Raw genomic sequence first — 25,574 nt, forward strand, 5'->3', positions numbered from 1 at the left:
CCGCGACCCCGGCCCCCGCAACCCCGGAACCGGGCGGTCCGCCGAAGCCGGGTGCGCGCTACCCGGCCGATCTCCTCGACCTCTCGAACTGGTACCTCACCCTGCCCACCGGGGACGACGGCGACCCGGACCAGGTCCACCAACCGGATCTCGCCACGTTCAGCGGGCCCTGGTTCCACCTCGACGACGCCAAGGACGGCGTGGTCTTCGCCGCCAACGCCGGCGGCGCGACCACGTCGGGCAGCGACTACCCGCGCTCCGAGCTCCGCGAGATGACAGGGGCGGACAAGGCCAGCTGGTCGAACACCAGCGGCACCCACACGCTCACCGTCCGCGAAGCCTTCACGAAGCTGCCCCCGGCCAAGCCAGAGGTGGTGGGTGCCCAGATCCACGACGCCAAGAACGACGTGGTGCTGATCCGGCTCATCGGTCAGCGTCTCGTGGCCGAGTACGGCAGGGACTCCACCAGGGTCACCATCGACCCCGCCTACAAGCTCGGCACGCCGTACGACCTCAAGCTCGTCGCCGCCGACAGCCACATCCAGGTCTTCTACAACGGCAAGCTCGCCACCGACATCCCGTTGAGCGGCTCGGGGTGGTACTTCAAGGCCGGTGCCTACGTCCTGTCCAACACCGACACGGGCGACAGCCCCGACGCCGAGGGCGAGGTCGTCATCTACTCGCTGCAGGTCCAGCACTCCATGTGAGCGGTCAGAACACCCGGATCGCGATCTCCGCCGGGTCGGCGAGCAGGGACTCGATCTCGTCGTCGAGCCGGACGAGGGTGATCGACGCGCCTGCCATGTCCAGCGACGTGCAGTACTCGCCGACGTAGTTGCGGCCCACGGTGATACCGCGGTCGGCGAGCTGGTTGTGGGCCCGCCGGTAGACGATGTACAGCTCGCTGATCGGGGTGCCGCCCAGGCCGTTGACCATGAGGGCGACCCGGTCGCCGGACTCGAACGGCAGGTCGGTCACCACGGCGTCGAGCAGCTCGTCGACGATCTCGTCGGCCGGCATCAGCTTCACCCGCCGGCGGCCCGGTTCGCCGTGGATGCCGACGCCCATCTCGATCTCGTCGGCCGGCAGGTCGAACAGGGGTGCCCCCTTAGCGGGCGGCGTGCATGCGGTGAGGGCCATGCCCATCGTCCGGGTGACGCTGTTGACCTTCTCCCCGATCCGGTAGATCTCGTCGAGGTCGGCACCGCGCTCGGCCGCTGCCCCGACCGCCTTCATCACGAAGAAGTTGCCCGCCACACCCCGTCGGCCGACGGTGTAGGTGGAGTCCTGGACCGAGACGTCGTCGTCGATGAACAGCGTGCGGACGTTGACGTCCTCGGCCTCGGCGAGCTCCTGGGCCATGTCGAAGGCCATCCGGTCGCCGGTGTAGTTGTTCACCAGTAGCAGCACGCCCTTGGGAGTGCCGAGCAGCTTGATCGTCTCGTAGACGTAGTCGGTGGGCGGGGCGGCGAACACGTCACCCGGGCAGGCGGCGTCGAGCATGCCGGGGCCGACGGCCATGACGTGGGCGGGCTCGTGACCGGACCCGGACCCCTGGATGATCGAGACCTTGTCCGCACGCGGGGCATCGGCCCGCATGATGAGGTTGTAGTCCGGGACGTAGCGGAGGGTGTCCGGGTTGGCCAGCGCCAGGCCCTCCAGCATCTCCGGCACGTAGTTCTTCGGGTCGTTGACGAACTTCTTCATGCGGTACTCCATCGGTCTCGTCGTTGAGGGACTCGCCGTCCTGCGTTCGGGCTGCTCAGGAGCTCGCCGATCCCGGCCAGGTCTGGGCGACACGTTCGGCCATCACCGCGACGGCGACAGCACCCGCATCGGGTGATCCGACGCTGCGCTCACCCGTGTAGCTCGCACGGCCCCGCCTCGCCTGCATGGATGTCGTCGCGTCGGCGGCGGCCCGGGCGGCGCCCGCGGCGACCTTCGCGACCTCGGGGGCGGGCGTCGCCGGGTCGGCGGCGAGCCGCTCGGCGATCGCGTCCGTCATCGGTACGAGCGCGTCCAGGAGCGTCTTGTCGCCGACGTCGGAGTTGCCCCTCTTCTTGATCCCCTCGGCGGCACCCCGGAGCATCGCGACGGCATCCTCGCCGGTCAGCTCCGTTTTCCCCTTCACCGCCGCGGACGCCCGGAGGAACGCCGTGCCCCACAGCGGGCCGGACGTGCCACCGACCCGCTTGGAGATGGTCAGGGCGATCTTCTGCAGCAGCCCCGACGCCTCGGTGCGGTCGAAGGAGTCCCAGTCGGCCAGCACGATCTCGAACCCGCGAGCCAGGGAGTAGCCGAAGTCGCCGTCGCCGACGACCGCGTCCAGCTCACCGAACGCTCGCTCGTTGTCCACGGCGGTCTGCGCGATCGTACGGACGACGAACTCGAGATTCGCTGATGACGGCGACGTCATGCTCACTCCCTGCTGGACGGGCGCGGCGCAGCCTCGGTGAGGAGCGTCCGGAGGTGGTCGAGGCGGACGAACGGCGTCGGGTCGAGCCCCAACGGGTCGTCGAGCACCCGTGTGGTCTCCTGCGGGTCGCCGAGCGACGACACCACGAGCGTGGCGCCGGTGAAGTCCTCTCCGCCCGTGTAGCTGCTGGGGGTGACCACGCAGGCGAGCCCGGCGTCGAGCGCGGCGAGCATCCCGTTGCGGCTGTCCTCCACGACCACGACGTCATCCGGCGACACCCCCAGCTCCGACACGGCGAGCAGGTAGATGTCGGGGGCGGGCTTCTTGTGGGGGACGATGTCGCCTGCGAAGACGGCGAACCGGCCGGCCAGCGCGTCGCCCATCACGTGCGCGAGGACGCTGCACACCGAGACCTCGGCCGACGTGGACGCCACGGCGAGCGACCAGCCGGCGTCGGCGGCCTCCTCCGCGATCCGCCGCACCCCCGGCCGCGGCGGGATCGATCCGCCCGCGATGATCCCGGTGTAGATCTCGGTCTTGCGGCGGTGCCAGCTCGCGAGGTGCTCGGCGAGCTCACCGGGGTCGGACGGGAGCCCGGCCGCGGCGAGGAAGTCGGGCGTCAGCATCGTGGCCATCCGCTCCTTGCCGCCGCCGACCAGGAGCTTCTCGCCGTACTCCGCCTCGCTCCAGCGGACGGGAAGGCCGAACTCCTCGAACGTCGCGTTGAAGGCGGGCAGGTGGCCGTAGCGCTCGGTGTCGGCGAGGACACCGTCGCAGTCGAAGACGAGGGCGGGCACGGGTCAGCCGACTCGGCCGGCGCTGCCGAACAGCTCCATCAGCGACCCGGCCATGTCGACGGCCTCCTGCCGCACCGACCGGAACAGCGACGGCGGGTCCCATTTGTCCTTGGCCGCGGTCTCCTGCAGAAAAGCGAGACTCGACTTCATGAAGGTCTCCTTGAGCGCTGTGGAGATGTTGACCTTCGCGCAGCCGCGGTCGATCAAATCGCGGAACTGCTCGTCGGAAAGACCGCTCCCGCCGTGCAACGCGATGGGGACGGGATGGACGGCGACGATGTCGGAGACCCGCTGGAAATCCAGCTGAGGCGCGGCCTTGTACGTGCCGTGCGCATTGCCGATCGACGGCGCGAAGACGTCGACCTGGGTGGCCTCGAGGAAGTCGAGGGCGACCTGCAGGTCCTGGCGCCGCGCCACCGTGTCGGACCCGATCCCGTCCTCCACCCCGGTGATCGACTCGATCTCCCCCTCGACGTGCGCGCCGTGCCTGCGGGCCTCGGCGACGACCTCGATGGTCTGCCGGGTGTTCTCCTCGACGGGCAGGTGGGAGGCGTCGAACAGCACCGAGTTCCAGCCGCGGTCGAGGCACGTCGTGATGACCTCGCGCTCCGGGCAGTGGTCGAGGTGCAGGGCGACCGGAACCTCGATCCCCGCGGTCATCGCGGTCCACATGGAATAGAACACATCGACACCGATCGACTTCACGGTCTTGACCGATGTCTGCACGATCAACGGCGACGACTTCTCGACGGCCGCCGCGAGAACGGCCTCGAGAGTCAGGTCGTTGAACACGTTGATCGCGGGCACACCGTACCGTTTGTCGAAGGCATCGGACAGGATGTCCTTGAGCGTCACGACGGGCACGGATTCAGGCTAGCCAGGCGCCATCGCATTTCCAGGCGTGGTTCTCCCCATCTTCGACTAGGGGAAATCCCTACCGCGTTGCGCCGGACAGGTCCGTCCAGCGGGCCAGCGACGTCCGGTTGGGTGCACCGGTCTTGCGCAGCAGTGCACCCACATGCTTCTCGACGGTCTTCGCCGAGATCCCGAGCCGGTCGGCGATCTGCTTGTCGCGCATGCCGAGCTCCACCAGGGTGCGGACCTCGCGCTCGCGGCTGGTGAGCCGGCCGTTGCCCGCGCGGTCGCGCTCCCGGAAGGTGCCGAGCACGGTCTCGGTGAGCGGCGCGTCCCGGCGGGCCGCGGCCAGCACGGCACGCGCGAGCGCCGAGCCGTCCAGGTCGGTCCCGATGCACCCGGAGGCACCGGCGTGCACGGCGTCGCGCAGCAGTTCGTCGGACAGGTCGTCGGTGATCACGAGCACCGAGACCCCCGGTCCGGCGGCGCGGATGTAGGAGGTCAGCCGGGCGCCGTCGAGCACCGGCATCCGCAGGTCGACCAGTACGACGTGGGGGTCGAGCACCCGCACCGCGTCGACCACCTCGCGCGCGTCCCCGATCTCGCCCACGACCACGATGTCGGGCTCGGCCTGGGCCAGCAGCCGGACGAGGCCCGCTCGCACGACGGGCCGCACGTCGACGACCAGTACGCGCCACGGCACGTCAGCGCGGACCGCGCTGCCCGCATCGCGTGGCTCGTAGGGGATCCGCGCCCGGACCCGCGTGCCCCACCCCGGCGTCGACTCGATCTCGAGCTCGGCGCCGAGCCGGTGCGCCCTCGCCACGATGCCGTGCAGGCCGAGGCCGGACCGGCGGCGATCGGTGAGCACGGCCGGGTCGAACCCGGCCCCGTCGTCCTCGACGACGACGGCGACGTCCTCGGCGCCGTACATCATCCCGACCCGGACCGACGCCGCCCTGGCATGGGTGACGACGTTGGTGAGCGCCTCCTGGACCAGGCGTAGTGCCTGCTGGCTGATCTCGGGCGCCAACGGCGGCGGCTCACCGGTGACGACGAGGTCGGTGCGCAGCGCCGTGGTCGAGCGTGCCCACGCGAGCTCGACGGCGACGGCGTCCTCGAGCGAGCCCTGCTCGAGCAGGGCGGGCCCGAGGCCGAGCACGGTCCGCCGGGTCTCGGCGAGCGCGACGCGGGCCGCCTCCCGTGCCGCGGCGATGTGCGCCGAGCCGACCGGCTCGGCGCAGGCGTCGAGATGCAGGAGGATCGACCCGAGTGCCCGGGCCACGGTGTCGTGGACGTCGCGGACCACCCGCTCCCGCTCGGCGCCCACGGCCAGTCGCCGGGCCCGCTCGGCGGCCTCGGCGTGCAGCCTCGCGTTGACGATGGCGATGGCGGCGTGGGTGGCGAACAGGCCCAGCAGCTCGATGTCCTCGTCCCGGAACCGGACCTGCGGATCGGTGCTGAACACGACGCACGCCCCGATGATCTCGCCGCCCCACTCGATGGGCACCGCGACGGTGGCGTGCAGGCGGGTCCGGTCGGACGGGGCGACGTGGCCCCCGCTGACCTGGGAGTAGCTGTCGAACACCACCGGCGCCCGGTTGGCGACGACCGCGCCGGTGGCGCCCTCCCTCAGCGAGAAGACCTTGCCCTCCTGGCAGCCGACGCCGAGGTCGACCTGCTTGCGATAGGTTCCGGCCGCCTCGTCGACGGTGGAGATCGAGCCCGCGTCGCCGCCGAGGAGCACGACCGCCCGCCGCAGGATGCGGTGCAACAATGGCTGCAGGCTGAACTGACCGGCGAGGTCCTCGACGGCTCCGGTCAGAGCGTCGACCTGCTCGTGCGGACTGACCCGGGCGCGCTGCCGACCCCCGAGGGCCACGGTCTCCTCACCGCTCACCCCGGCCGCCCGGCCACGCGCTGGCGTCGGTCACCCATGTTTCGGATGGTAGCCGCGCCGGCGCTGCCCGGTTCCCCCTCGAACGGCTGGTCACCACGGTCCGCACCTTGGCGGTCGTCGCCACCGGCATGGTGCGGCACCGGTGTCCGGTCAGCCGGCGTGGCGGGAGCGGGCGAGGGTCAGCCCGCCGAGTACCAGGCCGATCAGTGCCACCGCCGCGGCCAGGTTGGCTCCGAGCCGGCCGGAGCCGGGGCCGATGACAGCGACGGCGATCAGGTGTTGGACGGACATCGGGGGGTCCTTTTCGCCAGGTTTGTGGATCTGGTGTCCGATAGTGGTGGGCGGGTGGCGCCTGCGCGTCGGGCGAGCGTGGTGTCTCCCGGCTGCCGCCCCCGACGTACGGTCAGCCGCCGGTGGTAGCCGCCCCCGCCCAGTGCGGTAGTGCCGGGACACCACGCCCGGTGGATGCACATCCCGCGGTGGCACCCGCAAGATGATCCGGGCAGGTGTCCGGTTGGTCCCGGATCGAAGGGCGGAGAATGGTCATCACCGTGCGTGAGGCGGTGCGCCGCGGCGGGCTCTCGCCGGTCGTGGCCGACGCGGGTCTCGGTGTCGGTGTGGCAGCCGGGCTCCTCGCCGCCGCGGTCGCCGGGGTCGGGCCCGCGGCGGCCGCGAGCCCGGCTCCTCTGGACGCCGGAGCGGTCGCGCTGGCGGCGGCGGCCGCCGCCGCGGTCGCGGTGCGCCGCCGCTACCCGATCGCGGCGCTGCTCGTGCTCAACGCCGTGCCCCTCGTCTGGTTCCTCGGCGCCTATCCCGGGCGGCTGATCACGCTGGCGCCGCTGATCGGCTGCTACACCCTCGCGGCCCACCAGGGCTGGCGGTGGGGTGTCGCGGGCGCCGTGCCCACCGCGCTGATCCAGATCATCGCGATCCGGGTGGTGCTCGGCGACGCCGAGACCGCCGGCGTGGTCCCCGAGGTGGCCCTCCTGGTGGCCACCGCGGGCAGCGCCGGGGCGGCCGTCGGCTACAACCGGGCGGTGCTCGCGGCCACCCGCGCCCGGTTCGCCCGGGAGGCCCGCAGCCGCGAGGAGCGGGGCCGCCGGATCGCGGCCGAGGAACGGCTGCGCATCGCCCGCGAACTGCACGACGTCTTCGGCCACACCATGGCCACGATCAGCGTGCAGGCCGGGGTGGGTCTGCACGTCATCGAACAACGCCCCGGTCAGGCCCGCGAGGCCCTCACCACGATCAAGAAGATCTGCGACGAGGGCCTCACCGACGTCAAGACCATCCTCGGCATCCTGCGCACGGATACGTCCACAGCGGAGGAAGCCGGGCAGCCGCGGGCGCCCCGGGGCGGGCTCGACCGGCTCTCCGAGCTGCTCGACACCGCAGAGGCCGCAGGCCTACGGGTGGAGCTGACCGTCGACGGCGACCCGCGGCGGCTGCCCGCCCCCGTCGATCTGGCCGCCTACCGGATCGTCCAGGAAGCGCTGACCAACGTGCTCCGCCATGCCGGGGCTCGCACCGTGCGGCTGACGCTGGGGCACGAGCCGGCGCGGCTGCTCATCCGGATCCACGACGACGGCCCCGGTACCGGCGCCGACACCCACCACACCGAGGCGGAGCAGCACGGGCACGGCATCGACGGGATGCGCGAGCGGGCCCGCGCGCTGTCCGGCCGGCTCACCGCGGCGCCGCACCCCGACGGTGGCTTCGAGGTGTGCGCCGAGCTGCCCGTACCGAACCCGCGATGATGTCCCCGTGCGCGAACTTCCGGGGTGCGAAGCGGTGACCGAGCCCATCCGTGTGCTCATCGCCGACGACGAAGCCCTCGTCCGGGGCGGCTTCCGGGTACTCATCGACAACGAGCCCGGCATGATCGTGGTCGGCCAGGCCGCCGACGGAGCCACCGCGGTGGACCTGGCCCGCCAGACCCGCCCCGACGTCGTGCTGATGGACATCAGGATGCCCGGCGTCGACGGGCTGCGCGCCACCCGGCAGATCGCCGACGACCCGGACCTCGCCGACGTCCACGTGCTCATCCTCACCACCTTCGACCACGACGAGTACGTGATCGAGGCACTCGGAGCCGGTGCCGCAGGCTTCCTGATCAAGAACACCGAACCCCGCCAACTGCTGCACGGCATCCGCGTCGTCACCGGCGGCGAGGCCCTCCTCTCCCCCGGCCTGACCCGCCGGCTGATCGCCCGGCTCACCCACCGGACCCCGCGGCTCGACGCCGACGCACTGGCCCAGCTCACCGCCCGGGAGAAACAGGTCGTCGGACTCGTGGCCCACGGCCTGAGCAACACCGACATCGCCAACGCCCTCACCATCAGCCACGCCACCGTCAAGACCCACGTCAGCCGGGCCATGACGAAACTCGGCGCCCGCGACCGCGCCCAGTTGGTCGCCCTGGCCTACCAGCACCGCCTGGTCGAACCGCCCGACCCCGCCCCATGACCCCGCGCAGCAGGCAGCAGCTCCGCAGGCCGGCTCGGCACGCGGAGCCCTCCCGGCGCGAGCTGATCCCCTGATCATTTCGTGACGGCCACCTGTCTGGATGCGCGGCGCAATGAAACAAACGACTTACGTACCGGTCGGAACCGCTACCCAGCTGACTGAGGCGGTCATCTATTTCCGGGCGATCCAGGCCGTTTCCGCATCTTTTGCGTGGGGCGTCCCCCGATCGTCGACGTTGTGACGTGCGCCATGTTTCACAAGCTGAACTCGCCAGGTTTCATACGCGTAAGTGAATAAGGACTCCCCGCATGCAACCCGTGCGTCGGGCGGTCAGGCACGGGAGAGAAACAGGGATCGCTGTTATCCGCCCGATCCGACATCTTGGCTGTCCGCGCGCGGTCGTCCGGTCGCGCACAATTACCCCAGATGGCTCGCAGACATACCACGAGCCGCCTCGGAAATGCCGGTTCCCACCATCCGACGGAGTGGTCCATGCGAAAGTTTCCACACTGTGGATAAACACAGTCGACGTAGTTTCATCGGAATGACCGGGGCCGCGGCGGCGGCCGTCTACGGGGGAACCCAACTGCTGAGCGGCGACGTCAGCAGGGCGTCGGCGAACGAGATGTCGCGGAGCGCTGCGGGGTCGGGTGCGCTGCCGAACGGCCCGTCGAGTCCGCAGGTCTCCACGCTGACCCCGTTCCTGGACCCCCTGCGGATACCTCCCACACTCAAGCCACGGACCGGCGTGACGAACGTGGTGAAGCTCGTCGCCCAGAAGGTCCGGCTGCACTCCCAGCTGCCGACCACTCCGATGTGGACGTACGAGGGCCACTACCCCGGCCCCACGATCGAGGTGGAGAGCGGTCAGAAGGTCCGGATCGCGTGGCAGAACGAGCTCACCGGCACCAGCCCGGTGAAGGGCGTCTTCGTGCAGCCCGTGGGCCCGCCGCCCGGTGTCTCGGCCGCCAACCCGCCCGGCGCGCAGGGGGCTCCGGCGCGCTCCGAGCTCACCCGGCTGACGCCGTGGACCTCGGTCCACGTCCATGGCGGACAGCAGAACGCCGTTGCCGACGGGCTACCCGACGCCGGGGTCACGCCCGGTGGTGTGCAGCTCTGCGAGTACCCCAACGGGGACGCGGCAGCCCACCTCTTCTACCACGACCACGCCATGCCGATCACCGCCCTGAACGTGACGGCCGGGCTGATCGGCAACTACATCATCCGGGACCCGGACGAGGAGCACCTCGGCCTGCCGAGCGGTGCGTACGAGATCCCGCTGATGCTCGCGGACATCAACTTCGACACGGACCCCGCCGGCCGGATCAACGGCCAGATCCTGGTCAAGCGGGTCCTGGCCGGGCCCGTCACGCCCGGGGCCATGCCGCCGGCCGTCTCGACGACCGGCCCGTTCACCATGGTGAACGGTGTGGTGTGGCCGTACCTGGAGGTGGAGGCCCGGGCCTACCGCTTCCGGATGGTGAACGCCTCGGTCTCGCGCGGCTACGCACTGGCCGTTCTCGACGAGAAGACCGGCAAGCCGGTCACGGGCGCCATCCAGGTGATCGGCACCGACGGGGGCCTGCTCGACAGGGCCCACCCGGTCGACGGGGTGCTGACGATCAACGCCGCGGAACGGGTGGACCTGCTGATCGACTTCGCCGGGTTCGCCGGAAAGAACCTCCGGCTCGTCAACACCATCCCCACCGTTCCGGCCGGCAGCCCGGCTCCCGGGGCCGGCATCCCGTTCCCCGAGGTCATGCAGTTCCGGGTCGCCGGCGCCCCGCGGAAAGGCCCCGCCTACCAACCACCGAAGAAGCTCAGCAGCTTCACCCGGATCACCGCCGCCGACGTGCCGAAGGACGCGGTCGAGCGCTTCGTGATGCTCTCGATGGACGCCAGCGGCATGCCGAAGATGTCGGAGCTCGTGGACGCGGGCCCCAAGGCGAGGACCGGCGCCGGGATCGTCCAGATCGCGCTATCCGGCGGGACGAGGACCTTCCGCATCGCGGCCCAGAGCTTCGAGGAGACCACCAACTTCTTCGCCGCGTCGGGAAGCTGGGAGAAGTGGACCTTCCTCAACGTGGATCCGGTCGGTCGGCCGCTGGTGCACCCCATGCACATCCACCTGATGAACTTCCAGCTGATCGAGCGCCGGGCCCTCGACCCCGCCGGGCTGGACGCCACCCTCGGTGGCACGACCACGCCGCTCACGCTCGGCGCGACCCTGCCGATCGCGGTCTCGGAGTCCGGCTGGAAGGACACCGTCGGCGTGCCGGTGAACGAGGCGGTCACCGTGGCCGGCCGGTTCGGCGAGAAGACCGGCCGGTTCGTGTACCACTGCCACATCCTCGACCACGAGGACGAGGGCATGATGAGGCCGCTCGTGCTCATGCCGCCCGCGGTGCTGACCATCCAGAACCTGATGATGGCGATGATGAACGGCTGACCGCGCTACACCGCGGCTGTTCCGATCAGCCCTTCCCGGGTGACCAGGGCCGACAGGTCGGCCTCGCCCAGGCCGGCCGTGCCCTCCGGGCGCAGGGGAAGCACCATGTGCCTGCTCTCGGCACTGGTGTCGTGCACGACGATCTCCGTCTCCGCGGGGAGCTCCAGCCCGAACTCCGCCAGCACCGCGCGCGGCTCCCGGACCACACGCGCCCGGTAGGCCTCGCTCTTGTACCAGGACGGCGAGGGGCCGAGCAGCCCGATCGGGTAGCACGAGCACAGCGTGCAGACCAGCACGTTGTGCACCGTGGGGGTGTTCTCCACGACGGTGAACCGTTGGGTCTGCGGCCCGGTGCTCATCGACAGGTCGAGCTCGCCCAGCGCCTGGTTCGCGTCGGCCAGCAGCCGCCCGCGGAACGCGGGGTCGACCCAGGCGCGGGCCACGACCCGGGCCCCGTTCGCCGGCGAACCGGACAGGATCTGCCCGATGATGCCGTCGAGCTGCTCGTCGCTGGTGAGGCCGGCGTCGATCAGCCGCTCCTCCAGCCTGCGTACCCGGACGGCGATCTCCGAGTCGGAGTGGTGCCCGCTCACGCCACGACCTCCAGATAGGACTCCCACAACTCCACCTGCACCCAGTGGCCGCCCGGCGGCCCCCAGAGCGCCCCGGCGGGGAACCGGACCGTGTACACCGGCTCGACCCGCGGCTCCGCGAACCCCTGCGCCCGGTCGTCGGCCAGCGGCCACGTGCCCTGGATCTCCACCACCTCGCCCACCTGGCCTCGCGCGTAGCGGGGAACCCGGGTGTGGTGGGGTGGGTCCACCGCTCGTGCGCGAACCCGGTCGCCGATCGCGAACCGGGGCTCAGTCATCGTCCGCACGCGGCGCGGGAGCCGCAGCCGCCGTCAACGACTCCACGGCCGCCATCCACCGTTCGTAGTACGACGCGGCGAGGTACTCGGCAGGCGGCATCCGCTCGATCGCATCGCGGAACTGGTCGAGGTTGTAGACCCCCTGCCGCAGCATCGCGACGTTGAGCGCGTACACCCGTGCCTCCCAGTCGGCGTGGAACGGGGGCTCGTCCGGTTCCACGGCGATCAGTCCGAAGCCCGACTGCCCACCGACGTCGTTCACCCGCGCCATGGCGTGCAGCGTAACCGTCACGCCCCGTCGAGCACCTCGCGCAGCCGCTGGGCGAAGGCGTCCGGCTCACCGTGCATGCCGTACTCGCCGCCCAGGAAGCCGCCGTGGTCACCGGGGAAGCGCGCGGGCTCGACCCCGAGCGCCTCCGCGACCGCGTCGGCGCCGCGTGCCGCCAGCGTCTGGTGGGAGGCCTCGCCACGAGCCGGCACGATGCGGGCGCCGGACGCCCGCAGCGCCTCCAGGTCGAGCTGGTAGCCCGTGCAGTTGCGCAGGTTCTGGCCGAGCAGTGCGTCGTCGCGGCTGCCGTCGTCCTCGACGGGAAGGCCGAACTGCGCGGGGTCGACCGGCGGGAACCGGTAACCGTCGGGGAACTCCCCGTCGTAGCTGACGATGATGAGGAACTTGGCCATCGCCGGACCCAGCCCGTCGCGCTGGTAGGTCTCGTACATGTCCTCGATCGCCGAGGTGACGGCCTGACGGTCGGGCAGCATCGTGGCCAGCGGGGGCTCGTGGGCCACCAGCGTGCGCACGTGCTCGCCGTGCCGGGCCACCCAGGCCAGTGCGTTGACCGCGCCGCCGCTGCTGGCGAGCACATCGACCGGGCCGCCACCGATCGCCTCGACGACGCGCTGCAGGTCACCGGCATGGTCGTCGGGCGTTATCTCGCCGTGGCCGTCGGTCCGGGTGCTGCGCGCGGTGCCGCGGGGGTCGTAGGTGACGACCGGGCGGTCGGCGAAGTGGCCGGCCAGCGTGGCGAAGCCCTGCGCGTCCATCGGGGAGCCGATGAGCAGCAGCGGCGTGCCCGCACCGAGGGTGCCGCGCACGTCGTAGATGATGGTGGCACCCGGCGCGTCGAGGGTGTGGGTGGCGATCGTGGTGGTCATCGGCGGCCTCCTGGGCGTCTGGGTCGACTACAGCGGTGTCGACCACCGGCAGGCCTCGAACTCATCGGTCGGCACGCGCCGCGCCGACGTGTCGGCGAATGTGGTTGACCAAGTTGCCCGGACGGCTGAACACTCGCGAAATGCCGATATCGGACAGTGCCGCACCCCGAACCGGATACGCCCCGGTGAACGGCCTGCAGATGTACTACGAGATCCACGGCTCGGGCGGAACACCCCTGCTCCTGCTCCACGGCGGGTTGTTCGACATCGACCTGCAGTTCGGTGAGCTGCTCCCCGGCCTGTCAGCGACGCGCCAGGTGATCGCCGTCGACTTCCAGGGCCACGGCCGGACCAATGACGCCGACCGGCTGCTCAGGTGCGCCGACCTCGCCTCCGACGTCGTGGGCGTGCTCGAGCACCTGGGCGTCGCGCGGGTCGACGTCTTCGGGTTCAGTGTGGGCGGCGGGACGGCCCTGCACCTGGCCGTCAAGCACCCGGAGCTGGTCCGCAAGGTGATCGTGTCGTCCGCCTCGTTCAACAGCGACGGGCTCCGCCCGGAGAATGCCGGGGCGGTCGGCTCGATGACCGTCGAGATGATCGCGGGAACGCCGATGGAGCAGGCGTACCGCGCCAAGTCGCCGCACCCCGACAAGCTGCAGGACCTGCTCGACAAGCTCGGGACGTTCGACGAGGGCTTCACCGGCTGGTCCGACGCCGACATCGAGGGGATCGCCGCCCCGACCCTGATCACGGTCGGGGACTGCGACGCGGTCACGCTCGACCACGCCGTCCGGTTCCTCCGGCTGCGGGGCGGTGGCGTCAACGGCGACTTCGAGGGCGTCCCGGCCTCGCAGCTGGCAGTGTTCCCCGGGACCACGCACTTCTTCGGCCTGGCCCGCACCGAGCTGGTCCTGGACGTGGTGCTGCACTTCCTCGACGCACCGATGCCCGAGGGCTGATCACCAGGTCACAGACCGCGCGACACGCCTGCCAGCAGGTCTTCGGCGTCCGGTCCGAGCCGGCCGACACAGGTGCAGTCCCGGCCGTGCGCGTTGAGCAGGATGAACGGGTAGGGATCCCACCGCTGGGCCACCGCCACCAGGTTCAGGGCGATCCACGCCGCCACGATCGCGGTCTGGATGACGATGAACCGCCACGACCCGAACACGGTGGTGACCTGGTCGGCGATCCGTTCCCCCCGCCGGCGCCGGTCCAGGCGCTGGTTCGCCGGATGGCGCCACCGCGTCGGGTTCCGTGCCGCGCCGGTCACATCGCTGCTGGTCATACCCATCAGTCTCCGGCCTCGGGTGCCCGAGCCGGTGGAACCAGCTCCGGTCCCTCCGCGTATCCGTTCGGAATAGACCATCCGGGCTCACTCTCTACTTCCGGACGGTTATACGTCGGCCCAGCTCCTACCCGCCGAAGGCGCATACCGGACATCGGGCCCAACGACGGAATTGACAGCGAATCGCCACCGTTTTTGCCGATAGCTAACGCAGTCGCGGGTACATTCGAAAGATCTTCGATCCGGGTCACGGACTGCACCGTGCGCGTATTCGCCATCCACCGTGGCATTAATCTCGATGGGAGAACAATGTCCTCAACGATGCCCGGACCGGGCCGTCGGAGCGTTCCGGACCATCTGGCCTACTCCGTGATGCGCAAGCTTCCGCACGTCACGCTGTTGTTCTGGATTGTGAAGATCATCGCGGTCACCCTGGGCGAGACGGCCGGGGACCTGTTCGGGATCACCCTCGGGGTCGGCTACGTCGCCACCGCCTTGATCTTTCTCGCGTTCTTCGTGGTCGTGCTGGTGCTCCAGATCAGGGCGAAGCGGTTCCGTCCGGCGCTGTTCTGGGCGGTGGTCCTGGGCACCAGCCTGGTGGGGACCGAGGTCTCGGACTTCCTGGACCGGGGGCCCGGTGACTCCAGCGTCCCCAGCGGGGTGGGTTACGGATGGGGCGCGTTGATCCTCACCACCCTCCTGGCGATCATCTTCGTGGTGTGGTGGCGCACCGGGCAGACATACGACGTGGAGAACATCGCCAGTCGCAGGGGCGAGATCCTCTACTGGATCGCGATTCTGGTGTCGAACACCTTGGGCACCGCCACCGGTGACTGGCTGTCCGACGACACCGGCCTCGGGTTCCACAACGCCTTCTTCATCATCGCCGCGATCATGCTGGTGATCGTGGGCGCCCACTACCTGACGAACATCAACACCATGCTCTTGTTCTGGCTGGCGTTCGTCCTGACCCGCCCGCTCGGGGCGGCCGGTGGTGACTCGCTGACCAAACCGGTCGACGAAGGCGGTCTCGGCTGGGGCACGTTGTGGGCGTCCGTGGCGCTGTTCGCCCTGCTCGTCGCGCTGGTCGCCTACCAGGCCATACAGGTCCACCGCCACCCGCTGGAGCCCTTGCCGTACCCGACCAACGGGCGCACCGGCGCGCCACAGCAGCCGAACGGAGCGGTGATCACCCCGACGACCCGCCCCGGTTCCGTCACCGGCGCAGGCGAGGCCGGTGCAGCTCACTCACGGGCGGGGCAGATCAGCAGACCCAGACCGGCCGAACAGGGCAGCTGAGCGCATCCCCTACCGGGCATTCCGGCGCTTGAGAACCTCCCGGGTCACGAGCTCGTCTTCTTCTTCCTGGGCGGCAGCGGGAGGAACCCGCTGGTGCGGTGCACGTAGTCGGTGTAGCCGGGGCGGCGCTCACCGATCGTCTGCTCCAGCAGCTTCTTCCCGGTGCCCCGCACCAGCAGCCACGTCATCAGCGCGGCCCCGACGAGCCCGATCAGGCCGGCGAGGTGGTGCAGCCCCAGCACGGTGAGCCCCCACCAGACGGCGGAGTCGCCGAAGTAGTTGGGGTGGCGGGTGTAGCGCCACAGCCCGCGGTCCATCACCCGGCCCTTGTTCGACGGGTCGGCGCGGAACGCCGCGAGCTGGGCGTCGCCCACGGTCTCGAAGGTGAACCCGACGGCCCAGAGCAGCACGCCGACGACCGTCACGACCGTCGACAGTGCGCCGCCCGCGGAGCCGTACTGCCCGAGCTGGACGGGCAGCGACACGATCCACAGCACCACGGCCTGCGGGAGGTAGACCTTGCGGACCATGTGGGCGACCGGACGGCCGGGAGCCTCGGCGAGGATGGCGACGTACCGGGGGTCCTCACCTGTGCCGTGGTTGCGGCGCCCGATGTGCCACGCCAGCCGCACTCCCCACACCACGGTCAGGACGGTGATCAGCCAACGCCGCCACGCGTCGCCGTCACCGGCCGACAGGAGCAGGGTGGCGACCGCGACGATCGCGAACCCGGCTCCCCACACGACGTCGATCCCGTCGTGGCGCCCGCCCCGCACCCGCACCGCGACCAGCAGGGCCACGGCGAAGACCACCACGACGACGGCCGCGGTGACCACGAGGTTGGTGAGCGCGGCACCCCACGGGTAGGGCGTCACCGGAGTTCCGGAGCGATGAGAACGCCGTTCGCCGTGGTGGGGGTGCTGCCGGGGTCCGTTCCGAGCACGGCCCGCCTGCTGCGCGGCAGGCCCGTTCGCCCGGCTGCGTCGGGGCGCACCATGAGGATCTGGTGCACGCCCATCCGGTTCTCCTCGAACGCCAGTGCCGCGCCCGCCAGGTAGAGCAGCCAGACGCGGTACTGCTCCTCGCCGATCAGCGCGACGGCCTCCGCCTCCCGCTCCCGCAGCGTGTCGAGCCAGGGCCGGACCGTCCAGACGTAGTGCTCGCGCAGCGAGTGGACGTCGACGACCTCCAGCCCGGCCTCCTCGAGGAGGGTGACGGTGGATCCGAGCGGCCGCATGTACATGTCGGGCGCGACGTAGCGCTCCATGAACGCTCCCCCGCCCGGCGCCGGGTTGTGGCCGGACGCGCCGCGGGACATCTGCTGCAGCAGCAGCCGGCCGTGCGTCGCCAGCAGCCTGTGCAGCTGCGCCGCGTAGACCGGGTAGTTGTCCTGGCCGACGTGCTCCCCCATCTCGATGGACGCGATCGCGTCGAAGGGCTGCTCGGGGACGTCGGCGCCGATGGCCCGGTAGTCCTGCAGCCGGATCTCCACCCGGTCGGCCAGCCCCATGGCCCGCACGCGGGCGAGCCCGTACGCCTGCTGCTGCGCGGACAGGGTGACGCCGACGGCGTGCACGCCGTAGTGCTGCGCGGCGTGGACGAGCAGGGCCGCCCAGCCGCAGCCGACGTCGAGCAGCCGCATCCCCGGGGCCAGGCCGAGCTTGCGGCAGATCAGGTCGAGCTTGTCGCGCTGGGCGTCGGCCAGCCCGTAGCCGGGCGAGCCCTCCTGGGTCCAGTACCCGCAGGAGTAGGCCATCTGCGGGTCGAGCAGGAACTCGTAGAACTCGTTGGAGAGGTCGTAGTGGTGCGCGATCGCGGCCCGGTCGCGGCGGCGGGTGTGCAGGCCGCCGGACAGCCGGGCCTCGGACGCGGGGGGCTTCGGGCGAGGGCCGATGGCGCGGAGCCGGGCCGCGACGGCGACGGCGTCCACGACATCGGCTCGGGTCAGCCGCACCCCCGCGAGGCTCTGGGCTCTCGCGAGCTTCCAGAACCGCGACAGGCCCTCGGCGATGTCGCCGTCGACGGCCAGCTCGCCTGCCACGAACGCCCGCGCCAGACCCATCTCGCCGGGGTTCCACAGCAGCCGCCGCAGCGCCCGGCGGTGCCGGACGACCACCACGGGCGCATCCGGGTCGTCCCCGGGGCCGGCCTCGCTGCCGTCCCAGGCGCGGAGTCGGATCGGCAGCGGCGCGCCGATCAGGCGTTCGACGAGCCCGGCGAGCTGCGGGGCCACGGGGCGGGGCATGGGGTCTCCTGAGATCCGGCGGAGCGGTGGGGGCGGCAGCGGGGTCAGCGGCGCTGCAGCGAGAGCTGGAAGACGTCGAGGTAGCCGACGCGGAACCCGGCCTCGCAGTAGGCGAGGTAGAACTCCCACATCCGGCAGAACGTCTCGTCGAACCCGAGCGCGGCGACCTCGTCGCGGCGCGAGAGGAACGTGCGCTGCCAGTGGGCCAGCGTGCGCGCGTAGTCCGGACCGAGGCTGCGCCGCTCGACGATGCGCAGCCCCGTGTGGTCACGCAGGTTCTGCTCGATCGCCTCGACCGAGGGGATCACCCCGCCCGGGAAGATGTACTTGGAGATCCACGTGTAGTCGTGCTGCGTCACCAGCATCCGGTCGTGCGGCATGGTGATCGACTGCAGCCCGACGCGACCGGCCGGGCGCAGCAGCCGGTCCAGCGCGGCGAAGTACGTCGGCCAGTACTGCACGCCGACGGCCTCGACCATCTCGACGCTGACCACGGCGTCGTAGCTGCCCTGGGCCTCGCGGTAGTCGCGCAGCAGCACCTGCACGCGGTCGGCAACGCCCGCGGCGGCGATCCGCTCCTCGGCGAGATGGGCCTGCTCGGACGACAGGGTCATCGTCGTGACGCGGGCGCCGCGCTGCGCGGCCCGGACGGCCAGCTCACCCCAGCCGGTCCCGATCTCCAGGACGTGCATCCCGGAGCGCACGCCTGCCATGTCGAGGACGGCGTCGATCTTGCGGCGCTGCGCCGCCACGAGGTCGTCGCTGCCGTCGGCGAACCAGGCCGCGGAGTAGGACATCGTCTCGTCGAGGAACGTGGCGAACAGGTCGTTGGACAGGTCGTAGTGCCGGTGGATGTTCTCCCGCGCGCCGTCGAGCGTGTTCGCCTCGGCGCCGGGTCTGCGTGCCTCGGCGAAGCGGCGGCCGATGCGCTGCAGGACCGGCGGGATCAGCGTGGACAGCTGGGCGGCGAAGGGGGTGAGCAGGTCGGCCGGGCGCGTGCAGATCCAGTCCCCGACCATGTACGACTCCCCGAAACCGATCTTCGAGCCCGTGCCCAGGCGGTGAAAGAAGGCCTCCGGTCGCACGACCCGCATCACCGGCGAGTCGAGCCCGCCCGCTCCGATCCGCTCCCCGCCCGGGAACACCACCCGCACCGGCAGTGACCGCACCGCCCGCCGGAACAGCGCCTCGGCGATCCGCGCCTTGGCCGGAGCGCGGGGCACGGTGGCGAGGCCGGGCCACACGCCGGCGCTGGGCCGCGCTAGGTCGAGTCCCGTCGGCCCCGTGGCGAGGGCGGCGCCGGGCTGGCTGATCGGTTCGGCGGTCACTGGACGCCCTCCTGCGGGTGATGGCTCGGTCGGGGGACCACGGGGAGCCTGCGCAGCCACAGCGCGATGCCGTGACGGCGGATCAGCGCCGTGGTCCGGTGGGTGACGAGAGGTCGGCGCAGCAGCATCCGGACCAGCGATGCCGCGGTGGCCGCCCGGCGGGCGCCGACGACGGTGGCGGTGAGCGCGGTGCTGCCCTGCTGGCGCAGCGACACCGACACGGTCAGCCGCTCGCCGGGCACCGGCAGGTGCATCGCGTAGTGCCCGTCCACGGACAGGAAGGGCGAGACGTAGAAGTCCTTGGCCGTGCTCGCCCGGCCCGCGGCGTCGGGGTGGAGCAGGTAGCAGTGCCGCTCGCCGTAGGTGTTGTGCACCTCGGCCACGACGCAGTCGAGTACGCCGTCGGGCCGGTGGCACCAGTAGACGGTGATCGGGTTGAAGACGTGGCCGAGCAGCCGGGCGTTGGCGAGCATCAGCACCTGCCCACCACGCAGGTCCACGCCCTGGCGGGCCAGCCAGGCATCGAGGTTCTGCCGGATCGAGCGCTGCGGGTCGCCGAGGTGGTCGCGGGCCTCGAAGCGGGCGAACGGCCGGAGCCACCGCGGCAGTGCGGGCAGCGCGTCGAGGTCCACCAGCCACAGGTAGACCCCGTGCCGGAAGGAACGCTCCAGCCGCTGCCTGCGGACGTGGCGCACTTCGGCGTCGTACAGCGCGGGCACCGCCACCGGCGCCCGGACCACCGGCGCCGGGTCCGTCCCGGCGCGTCCGACGGTGGTGGTCACCAGCCTGCTCCGAGCGTCGTGGCCGCCCGCACCCCGGCGGCGCACCCGTCCTCGTGGAAGCCCCACCCGTGGTAGGCGCCCGCGTAGGCGAGGGTGGGGTCGTCGAGCTCGGGCAGCCGACGCTGCGCGGCCACCGACTCCGGCGTGTAGACCGGGTGTTCGTAGCCCATCCGGGCGATCACCCGCGCCTGGTCCACCCGCTGGGCGCCGCCAAGGGTCACGACGTAGTCGTCGGGTTCGGTGAGCCGCTGCAGCCGGTTCATGTCGTAGCTGACCAGCACCGGTGCGCCGGTGGACGAGCACGCGGGCTTCAGGTAGTTCCACGATGCCCGCGCACCCGGCCGCTGCGGCAGCACGGAGGTGTCGGAGTGCAGCCAGGTCTCGTTGCGGGAGTAGGTGAACGCCCCCAGCACGGCGCGCTCGGCCGCGCTCGGCTCGGCCAGCAGCGCCAGAGCCTGGTCGGGGTGGGTCGCGACGACCACACGGTCGGCACGGTGGAGCCCGCCCGCGTCGTCCCGGATCTCGATCCCGTCGGCGCGGCGCACGAGCGCCCGCACCGGGGTGGCGACCCGGACGGCGCTGAGGTTCTTCACCACCCGCTCGACGTAGCTGCGCGAACCGCCCACGACGGTGCGCCACCGCGGCGAGCCGCCCACCGCCAGCAGCCCGTGGTGGTCGAGGAACGTGAAGAGGTACCGCGCCGGGTAGGACAGCGACACGCTCTCGCCCGCCGACCACACCGCGCTGACCACCGGGAGCAGGAAGTGCTCGGCGAAGTAGCGCGAGTAGCCGCCCACCGCGAGGAACGCCCCGAGCGGGACGTCGCCGGCGCGCTCGTCGGCCAGCACGCGGCGCGCATGCCGGTGGAACCGCAGCACCTCGGCCAGCATCCGCAGGTACGCGGGCCGGCTCAGGTTGGAGGCCTGTGGGAACAGGCCGCCCAGGCCGCGCGCTCCCGCGTACTCCAGGCCGCACCCGTCGCACCGCACGCTCATCGACATGTCCGAGTCCTGCGTCGACACCCCGAGCTCGCCGAACAGCCGCAGCAGGTTCGGGTAGGTGCGCTCGTTGTGCACGATGAACCCGGTGTCGACGAAGGTGGTGCCGCCGTCGGAGCTGACGACCTCGTGGGTGTGCGCGTGGCCGCCCAGCCGCGTGTCGGCCTCGAACAGGGTGACGTCGTAGCGGCGCTGCAGCAGGTGGGCGGCGGTCAGCCCGGCGACACCGGCCCCGATCACCGCGGCGGTGGGACGGCTCGCAGCAGTGGTGCTCATCCGTCGGCTCCAGGTCGGGAGGTGGTGACGACGGCGCGCAGGCCGTCCGGGGCGGGTTGGCGCATGGCGTTCGCGATCACCGGGTCCTCCGGTTCGACGCCGAGCACCCCGAGTGCGAACCGGCGGACGAGCGAGTGCCAGTCGCGGGTGCGGGCGAGCATGTAGTGGCCCGCTCCGTGGAGCTCGAAGCGCGCTGTCCGGTCGGCCACCTGCTTCGCACGCACGGCGTAGGCGTAGGACTCGCGCGGATCGGTGTAGCGCTCGCGGTCTCCATGAACGATGAGCACGGACCTCTCGGCGAGCTGGTTCACGGGGTCGGAACCGTCGAGCCACGGTGCGAGCGCGCACACCGCCACCACGTTCGGCGCGCCCGCCGCCGTCAGCGCCGCTCGGCCACCCATCGAGTGGCCGACCAGCACCACCGGGAGCCCCGGATGCCGCCTCGCGATCTCCTCGAGCGCCCACGCGGCGTCCCGGGCCGCGTCCTTGGCCGGTGCGTTCCACCCCCGGTAGCGGTAACGCAGCTGGTAGACGGCGGGGCCGGCCCCGGAGAGCACCCACGCGAACGACAGCATCCGGGCGTAGGCCAACCGCCTCCGCCCACCGCTCGCGTGGCTGGTCGACCGGCCGCCGTGCAGCACCAGGACGACCCCGGGCGGGGCAGCACCGAAGCGGCCGACGGCGTCCAGACGGGGCAACTGCTGGTTCTCGGGCACGGACGACCTCGGGGGTGGGCGGACGGTTTCCCAGGTGTGTTCCGCCGGCCGGGCCTCGACGGATGATCAATGCGACCGAGGTCACACCGCTGCCGGCCAGGCCCCGGCACCAGCCGGTGATCAGTATCGATCCGTTCGTGCCCGGCCAGGCGGTTCGTCGCACCGTGGGTCACCGACGCCACACGATCGCATCAGTGAATATCTGAACAGCTCAGCAATGATTACCGGCGTGGTCGAGATCGGGATGACGGACCGGGGACAGGGTTTCGACCGGACGGACCGGATCCAGATCGGCAGTATGGCGGCCTTCATCCTCGGGCTGACCGCTCTCGGCTGGTCCGTACTGGCCGGACCCGTGGCCGCAGCCGGCTACTCGCTCGGGACCCAGGGGACGTTCGGGGTCGGGCTGGGGCTGACCGCGTACCTGCTGGGCATGCGCCACGCCTTCGACGCCGACCACATCGCCGCGATCGACAACACCACCCGCAAGCTCGTCGGCGAGGGAAAGCGCGCCCGGAGTGTCGGGTTCTGGTTCTCGCTCGGCCATTCGTCGGTGGTGCTCGCCCTGTGCGTCCTCCTGGCCGTCGGGGTCCGGGCGGTGGCCGGGGACCTGGACGACACCTCCCGGGTGAAACAGCTCATGGGCCTGATCGGGACGATCCTCTCCGGAGGCTTCCTCGTGCTCATCGGCCTGCTCAACCTGCTCGCGCTGGTCGGCATCGCCCGCGTCTTCCGCAGGATGCGCACCGAACCGCTCGACGACGAGGCACTGGAGCAGCACCTGAACGCCCGCGGCTTCCTGACCAGGCTCCTGGGCCGGGTGATGCGGACGGTGAGCAAGCCGTGGCACATGTTCCCCATCGGCTTCATCTTCGGGCTCGGCTTCGACACCGCCAGCGAAGTGACCCTGCTCGTGCTCGCCGGCGGCGCAGCCGCGTTCGACCTGCCCTGGTACGCCGTGCTCGTCCTGCCCGTGCTGTTCGCCGCGGGCATGAGCCTGTTCGACACCGCCGACGGCGTCTTCATGTCCGCGGCCTACAGCTGGGCGTTCCTCAAGCCCGTCCGCAAGGTCTTCTACAACATGACCATCACCGCGCTGTCCGTGGTCGTCGCGCTCGTGATCGGCATGATCGAGCTGCTCCAGCTCCTGGCCGACCGGCTGGGCACCACCGGCGGGCCGCTCGGCCTCGTCAGCGCGCTGAACCTCGAGTACGTCGGCTACATCGTCGTGGGCCTGTTCCTGGTGGTCTGGGCGCTGGCGGTCTCGCTATGGCGGTTCGGCCGGATCGAGGAACGCTGGAGCGTCCCCGAGGCCGAGTCACCGTGATCAGTAGACCCGGTAGTGCGCCGCGGTGGAGTAGGCGTCGGCGGAGTCGACCGTGACGTCGAGCGCGAGGGTCCACGGGCCCGGCAGCGGCACGACGGCATCCGTGCTGTGCCACCGCGCCGACGCCGTGGTGGGGGCGGGGCCGGGGTCCGGGGCCAGCGCGACCGCCAGCGCTGCCACCTCGGTGGAGGAGAGGCTCGCGGTGATCGCCTGGACCGGCGCCGGCCGGCCGGCCGCGTCCGTCACGGTGAGCTCGAGGCTCTGCCGGCCTCGCCGGGTGCCGTCGACGTGGACGTGGACGGTGTCCGGCCCCAGCGGAGCGGTCATGTCGGACGGCGGCCCGTAGGTGGTGTTGCCCGGAGGTTCGGACACCAGCAGCGCGGTGACCGCCAGCACCACGACGGCGAGGCCGGCCTCGATGCGCACGCTGCGCCGGACGACGCTGCGCACGTCACCACCGGTCAGCACGCGGCGCTGCGCCACGGCCGCGGCGACGAGCACCAGGCCGATGACCGCGAGCTTGACCAGCAGGACGACGCCGTAGCCGGTGGACCACAAGGCCTCGACGGGATCGATCTGACGGGAGGCCTGGAACTCCCCGGTGAGCACCAGGCACGCCACGCAGCTGTAGGCGACGCAGGACCAGCGCGTCATCCCGGCGGCGCTCAGGGGGAACCCGCCGGAACGGGCGGCGGGCAGCACGATCGTGAACAGGACGGCCAGCCCACCCAGCCAGACCGCCATGGCGGCCAGATGCAGGACGGCGGAGATCATCGCGGCCGGCACGTCGGAGCCGACCGCCTCGTGTCCGGTCAGCGCGACGGTGACCAGCAGGGCCACGGCGACCGTCCCGCCGGCGACCGCGTACCGGCGGCGCTGCAGGCGCCCCGCCCACGCCGTGGTCAGCAGTGGGGCCACCACCACGAGCAGGAGCAGGCGGGCGAGCAGCTCACGTCCGAAGGCACTGTCCAGCGTCTGTCCCGCGTCGGCGAACCGCCACACCGCCGACCAGCTCTCGTTCTCCGCACGCGGCCCCTGCAGCAGGAACGGCGCGATGGTGCTGAGCACCATCAGCAGCCAGCCCGCCCACATGAGCAGGCGAGTCCGGCGCGCGGCGAGCGCCCAGGGCCACAACGCCGCCGCCGCGGCCGCGACGCCGACCAGCAGCACGATCCCCAGGTACAGCAGGCCCTCGCCGGCGTCGGCGGTGACGTCGAGCGCGCGTGCACGGTCGGGCGGGGCGACCGGGGCGACCGGGGCGGCCGAGGGGTCCACGCCCACGCCGAAGGTGATCGAGCCGCCGACGATGTGCGTGTCGGCCGACACCACCCGCCAGGTCACCGCGTAGGTGCCGGTGGGCAGGTCCGGTCGGAGCGGCAGCACGATGGTCGTGCCGTCCGCGGACTGCGTCAGCCGTCCGGTGTCGACACGGTCGCCGGTCGCGGAGATGACCTCGTCGGACGCCGGGATGGGCTGGACCGCTTCGTCGAAGGTCAGCGTGACGGTGGCCGGAGCGTGCTCCAGCCTGGCGCCGTCCTGCGGTGAGCTGCTGTCCAGCACCGCGTGCGCGGCGGCCGGGCCGGCCAGCCCGACGACCGTGACGCAGGACAGCACGGCGGCGAGGACGAGGGTCAGGAGCCGGGGCCCGCCCAGCCGCAGGATCCGGCTCAAGACCTGGCCGACGTCCTGTTCCGGTTCCGGACGACCGCCAGGGTGATCCCGCTCAGCAGCAGGGCGACGATCCCGAGACCGAGGGCGGCGTCGTCCATCCACGAGCTCCCCGGGGAGCCGGGGGCGCCAGCCGCGGCCCGGCCGTCCGGCGCCGGCGTGCCGGCGGCCGCGGGTGAGAGCTGCAGCACGGGTGCCGGGTGCACGGGCTCGGTGACCCCGTCGGCCGACTGCTCGTCCCAGTTGACGGTGGTGCCGTCGCTGTAGGTCTGCAACGCGCCGAACGCCACGCTCGGCGCGTCGGGGAACGGGCCGACCGACAGGTTGAACATGTCGAACTGTCCCGGCGGGATGGCCGACGCCGGGCTCGTCGCCTTGAAGTCGACCTGCGACACGTACTGGTTGATCACCGAGCCGTCCTCCCCCTGCTGGGGCCGGGCGAGCGGCTTCCGGCTGACCGTCGCGGTCCAGCCGGCCTTGGGCTGGGTGTCCACCGAGGTGAACGGGGTGGCCGACGGGAAGGTCAGCAGCAGCTCGGTGGTGGACGCCGTGGCCGACTCGGACGGCACCCGGAAGGTCACCACGCCCGATCCGGCCTGCACGGCGTCGATGCCGGACACCTTCACGTGGGCCCAGGCCGGAACGGCGAGAGCCAGGACGGCCGTGACCGCACCGATCCCGATCACACCCGTCCTGAGCGCCCACCGGCGTCGGCGCATGCCAGCGCTGTCCCTCATTGCT

Annotated in this window: 25 protein-coding genes and 1 pseudogene; 7 read left to right on the top strand and 19 right to left on the bottom strand. The window is 71.6% G+C overall.

The window, feature by feature from the left end:
- Positions 1 to 707: polysaccharide lyase family 7 protein (locus tag HF577_RS12600; RefSeq protein ID WP_169395999.1), on the top strand; the 707-nt coding region annotated here is incomplete at its 5' end.
- 4 nt (positions 708 to 711) lie between these two features.
- On the opposite strand, the gene dhaK is transcribed toward HF577_RS12600, so the two are convergent.
- The 6 genes from dhaK to HF577_RS12630 all read right to left on the bottom strand — a co-directional run bounded on the left by dhaK (position 712) and on the right by HF577_RS12630 (position 6,259).
- Positions 712 to 1,707: a dihydroxyacetone kinase subunit DhaK gene (gene dhaK / locus HF577_RS12605; RefSeq protein WP_169396000.1), complete on the bottom strand. Its 996-nt coding sequence runs from the start codon at positions 1,705 to 1,707 to the stop codon at positions 712 to 714.
- A gap of 55 nt (positions 1,708 to 1,762) precedes the next feature.
- Complete coding sequence (gene dhaL, locus HF577_RS12610) at positions 1,763 to 2,416, bottom strand: dihydroxyacetone kinase subunit DhaL (RefSeq protein ID WP_169396001.1); 654 nt, start codon at positions 2,414 to 2,416, stop codon at positions 1,763 to 1,765.
- A 2-nt stretch (positions 2,417 to 2,418) separates the two neighbouring features.
- Complete coding sequence (locus HF577_RS12615) at positions 2,419 to 3,213, bottom strand: HAD-IA family hydrolase (RefSeq protein ID WP_169396002.1); 795 nt, start codon at positions 3,211 to 3,213, stop codon at positions 2,419 to 2,421.
- Positions 3,214 to 3,216: 3 nt separating this feature from the next.
- Positions 3,217 to 4,077: a class II fructose-bisphosphate aldolase gene (locus tag HF577_RS12620; protein ID WP_169396003.1), complete on the bottom strand. Its 861-nt coding sequence runs from the start codon at positions 4,075 to 4,077 to the stop codon at positions 3,217 to 3,219.
- Positions 4,078 to 4,147: 70 nt separating this feature from the next.
- The gene (locus HF577_RS12625) at positions 4,148 to 5,950 is read right to left on the bottom strand and encodes a hybrid sensor histidine kinase/response regulator (RefSeq protein WP_169396004.1); all 1,803 of its coding nucleotides are present in this window, start codon (positions 5,948 to 5,950) and stop codon (positions 4,148 to 4,150) included.
- A gap of 168 nt (positions 5,951 to 6,118) precedes the next feature.
- Positions 6,119 to 6,259: a DUF6223 family protein gene (locus HF577_RS12630; RefSeq protein ID WP_169395998.1), complete on the bottom strand. Its 141-nt coding sequence runs from the start codon at positions 6,257 to 6,259 to the stop codon at positions 6,119 to 6,121.
- A 248-nt stretch (positions 6,260 to 6,507) separates the two neighbouring features.
- On the opposite strand from HF577_RS12630, the gene HF577_RS12635 reads away from it, so the two are divergent.
- The 3 genes from HF577_RS12635 to HF577_RS12645 all read left to right on the top strand — a co-directional run bounded on the left by HF577_RS12635 (position 6,508) and on the right by HF577_RS12645 (position 10,883).
- The gene (locus HF577_RS12635; protein WP_169396005.1) at positions 6,508 to 7,725 is read left to right on the top strand and encodes a sensor histidine kinase; all 1,218 of its coding nucleotides are present in this window, start codon (positions 6,508 to 6,510) and stop codon (positions 7,723 to 7,725) included.
- A 34-nt stretch (positions 7,726 to 7,759) separates the two neighbouring features.
- A complete protein-coding gene (locus HF577_RS12640) occupies positions 7,760 to 8,434 on the top strand; it encodes a response regulator transcription factor (protein ID WP_312859103.1) in 675 nt (224 codons plus the stop codon).
- Between the two features lie 544 nt (positions 8,435 to 8,978).
- Positions 8,979 to 10,883: a multicopper oxidase family protein gene (locus HF577_RS12645; protein WP_211174181.1), complete on the top strand. Its 1,905-nt coding sequence runs from the start codon at positions 8,979 to 8,981 to the stop codon at positions 10,881 to 10,883.
- Between the two features lie 5 nt (positions 10,884 to 10,888).
- On the opposite strand, the gene HF577_RS12650 is transcribed toward HF577_RS12645, so the two are convergent.
- From HF577_RS12650 to HF577_RS12665, 4 genes are read right to left on the bottom strand one after another with little or no spacing between them, the layout of a single operon-like run.
- Complete coding sequence (locus tag HF577_RS12650; protein ID WP_169396006.1) at positions 10,889 to 11,476, bottom strand: nitrile hydratase subunit alpha; 588 nt, start codon at positions 11,474 to 11,476, stop codon at positions 10,889 to 10,891.
- Positions 11,473 to 11,754 carry an SH3-like domain-containing protein gene (locus HF577_RS39230; RefSeq protein ID WP_169396007.1) on the bottom strand — a complete coding sequence of 94 codons (282 nt, stop codon included), beginning with the start codon at positions 11,752 to 11,754 and terminating at the stop codon, positions 11,473 to 11,475. The genes HF577_RS12650 and HF577_RS39230 overlap by 4 nt, the downstream gene beginning before the upstream one ends.
- Complete coding sequence (locus HF577_RS39235) at positions 11,747 to 12,046, bottom strand: SH3-like domain-containing protein (RefSeq protein WP_211174182.1); 300 nt, start codon at positions 12,044 to 12,046, stop codon at positions 11,747 to 11,749. The genes HF577_RS39230 and HF577_RS39235 overlap by 8 nt, the downstream gene beginning before the upstream one ends.
- Positions 12,043 to 12,909, bottom strand: coding sequence for an alpha/beta fold hydrolase (locus HF577_RS12665; protein WP_169396008.1), 867 nt, complete (start codon positions 12,907 to 12,909; stop codon positions 12,043 to 12,045). The genes HF577_RS39235 and HF577_RS12665 overlap by 4 nt, the downstream gene beginning before the upstream one ends.
- 185 nt (positions 12,910 to 13,094) lie before the next feature.
- Between HF577_RS12665 and HF577_RS12670 the strand changes: the two genes are divergently transcribed.
- Positions 13,095 to 13,868, top strand: a complete 774-nt coding sequence (locus HF577_RS12670; RefSeq protein ID WP_211174183.1) for an alpha/beta fold hydrolase — start codon at positions 13,095 to 13,097, stop codon at positions 13,866 to 13,868.
- 92 nt (positions 13,869 to 13,960) lie between these two features.
- Here HF577_RS12670 and HF577_RS40150 read toward each other — a convergent pair.
- Positions 13,961 to 14,071 (bottom strand): annotated as a pseudogene (locus HF577_RS40150) (DUF1003 domain-containing protein); the annotation flags it as partial.
- 495 nt (positions 14,072 to 14,566) lie between these two features.
- Here HF577_RS40150 and HF577_RS12680 point away from each other — a divergent pair.
- Positions 14,567 to 15,493 carry a COG4705 family protein gene (locus HF577_RS12680; protein ID WP_246266293.1) on the top strand — a complete coding sequence of 309 codons (927 nt, stop codon included), beginning with the start codon at positions 14,567 to 14,569 and terminating at the stop codon, positions 15,491 to 15,493.
- A 44-nt stretch (positions 15,494 to 15,537) separates the two neighbouring features.
- On the opposite strand, the gene HF577_RS12685 is transcribed toward HF577_RS12680, so the two are convergent.
- Genes HF577_RS12685 through HF577_RS12710 form a run of 6 tightly spaced genes read right to left on the bottom strand, consistent with a single transcriptional unit; the run spans position 15,538 to position 21,838 of the window.
- Positions 15,538 to 16,368: a DUF1295 domain-containing protein gene (locus HF577_RS12685; RefSeq protein WP_169396011.1), complete on the bottom strand. Its 831-nt coding sequence runs from the start codon at positions 16,366 to 16,368 to the stop codon at positions 15,538 to 15,540.
- Positions 16,365 to 17,738 (bottom strand): SAM-dependent methyltransferase, encoded by a 1,374-nt coding sequence (locus HF577_RS12690; RefSeq protein ID WP_169396012.1) that lies wholly within the window; start codon positions 17,736 to 17,738, stop codon positions 16,365 to 16,367. The genes HF577_RS12685 and HF577_RS12690 overlap by 4 nt, the downstream gene beginning before the upstream one ends.
- A 44-nt stretch (positions 17,739 to 17,782) precedes the next feature.
- A complete protein-coding gene (locus HF577_RS12695) occupies positions 17,783 to 19,051 on the bottom strand; it encodes a class I SAM-dependent methyltransferase (protein ID WP_169396049.1) in 1,269 nt (422 codons plus the stop codon).
- Between the two features lie 11 nt (positions 19,052 to 19,062).
- Positions 19,063 to 19,848: a DUF1365 domain-containing protein gene (locus HF577_RS12700; protein WP_407692204.1), complete on the bottom strand. Its 786-nt coding sequence runs from the start codon at positions 19,846 to 19,848 to the stop codon at positions 19,063 to 19,065.
- Positions 19,845 to 21,122, bottom strand: a complete 1,278-nt coding sequence (locus HF577_RS12705; protein ID WP_169396014.1) for an NAD(P)/FAD-dependent oxidoreductase — start codon at positions 21,120 to 21,122, stop codon at positions 19,845 to 19,847. The genes HF577_RS12700 and HF577_RS12705 overlap by 4 nt, the downstream gene beginning before the upstream one ends.
- Entirely contained in the window at positions 21,119 to 21,838 is a 720-nt protein-coding gene (locus tag HF577_RS12710) for an alpha/beta hydrolase (RefSeq protein WP_169396015.1), read from the bottom strand. The genes HF577_RS12705 and HF577_RS12710 overlap by 4 nt, the downstream gene beginning before the upstream one ends.
- Before the next feature lie 244 nt (positions 21,839 to 22,082).
- Here HF577_RS12710 and nicT point away from each other — a divergent pair, with 244 nt between their 5' ends.
- Positions 22,083 to 23,165, top strand: a complete 1,083-nt coding sequence (gene nicT / locus HF577_RS12715; RefSeq protein ID WP_211174185.1) for a Nickel transporter NicT — start codon at positions 22,083 to 22,085, stop codon at positions 23,163 to 23,165.
- Here the strand turns inward: nicT and HF577_RS12720 are convergent, their stop codons facing one another.
- Both HF577_RS12720 and HF577_RS12725 read right to left on the bottom strand, forming a co-directional pair.
- Entirely contained in the window at positions 23,166 to 24,836 is a 1,671-nt protein-coding gene (locus HF577_RS12720; protein ID WP_169396016.1) for a copper resistance CopC/CopD family protein, read from the bottom strand. It lies immediately after the preceding gene.
- On the bottom strand, positions 24,833 to 25,570 hold the full coding sequence (locus tag HF577_RS12725; protein WP_211174186.1) for a YcnI family copper-binding membrane protein: 738 nt from the start codon (positions 25,568 to 25,570) through the stop codon (positions 24,833 to 24,835). The genes HF577_RS12720 and HF577_RS12725 overlap by 4 nt, the downstream gene beginning before the upstream one ends.
- Positions 25,571 to 25,574 lie beyond the last annotated feature (4 nt).

It is taken from the genome of Pseudonocardia xinjiangensis (assembly GCF_012911925.1).
Lineage (GTDB): Bacteria > Actinomycetota > Actinomycetes > Mycobacteriales > Pseudonocardiaceae > Pseudonocardia > Pseudonocardia xinjiangensis.

Bases quoted from the DNA above. Each gene is read 5' to 3' on its own strand.
- nicT (WP_211174185.1), top strand. From the start codon at position 22,083: ATGACGGACCGGGGACAGGGTTTCGACCGGACGGACCGGATCCAGATC.
- dhaL (WP_169396001.1), bottom strand. From the start codon at position 2,416: ATGACGTCGCCGTCATCAGCGAATCTCGAGTTCGTCGTCCGTACGATC.
- dhaK (WP_169396000.1), bottom strand. From the start codon at position 1,707: ATGAAGAAGTTCGTCAACGACCCGAAGAACTACGTGCCGGAGATGCTG.
- HF577_RS12645 (WP_211174181.1), top strand. From the start codon at position 8,979: ATGACCGGGGCCGCGGCGGCGGCCGTCTACGGGGGAACCCAACTGCTG.
- HF577_RS39230 (WP_169396007.1), bottom strand. From the start codon at position 11,754: ATGACTGAGCCCCGGTTCGCGATCGGCGACCGGGTTCGCGCACGAGCG.
- HF577_RS12680 (WP_246266293.1), top strand. From the start codon at position 14,567: ATGCGCAAGCTTCCGCACGTCACGCTGTTGTTCTGGATTGTGAAGATC.
- HF577_RS12690 (WP_169396012.1), bottom strand. From the start codon at position 17,738: ATGCCCCGCCCCGTGGCCCCGCAGCTCGCCGGGCTCGTCGAACGCCTG.
- HF577_RS12665 (WP_169396008.1), bottom strand. From the start codon at position 12,909: ATGACCACCACGATCGCCACCCACACCCTCGACGCGCCGGGTGCCACC.
- HF577_RS12630 (WP_169395998.1), bottom strand. From the start codon at position 6,259: ATGTCCGTCCAACACCTGATCGCCGTCGCTGTCATCGGCCCCGGCTCC.
- HF577_RS12705 (WP_169396014.1), bottom strand. From the start codon at position 21,122: ATGAGCACCACTGCTGCGAGCCGTCCCACCGCCGCGGTGATCGGGGCC.
- HF577_RS12725 (WP_211174186.1), bottom strand. From the start codon at position 25,570: ATGAGGGACAGCGCTGGCATGCGCCGACGCCGGTGGGCGCTCAGGACG.
- HF577_RS12635 (WP_169396005.1), top strand. From the start codon at position 6,508: ATGGTCATCACCGTGCGTGAGGCGGTGCGCCGCGGCGGGCTCTCGCCG.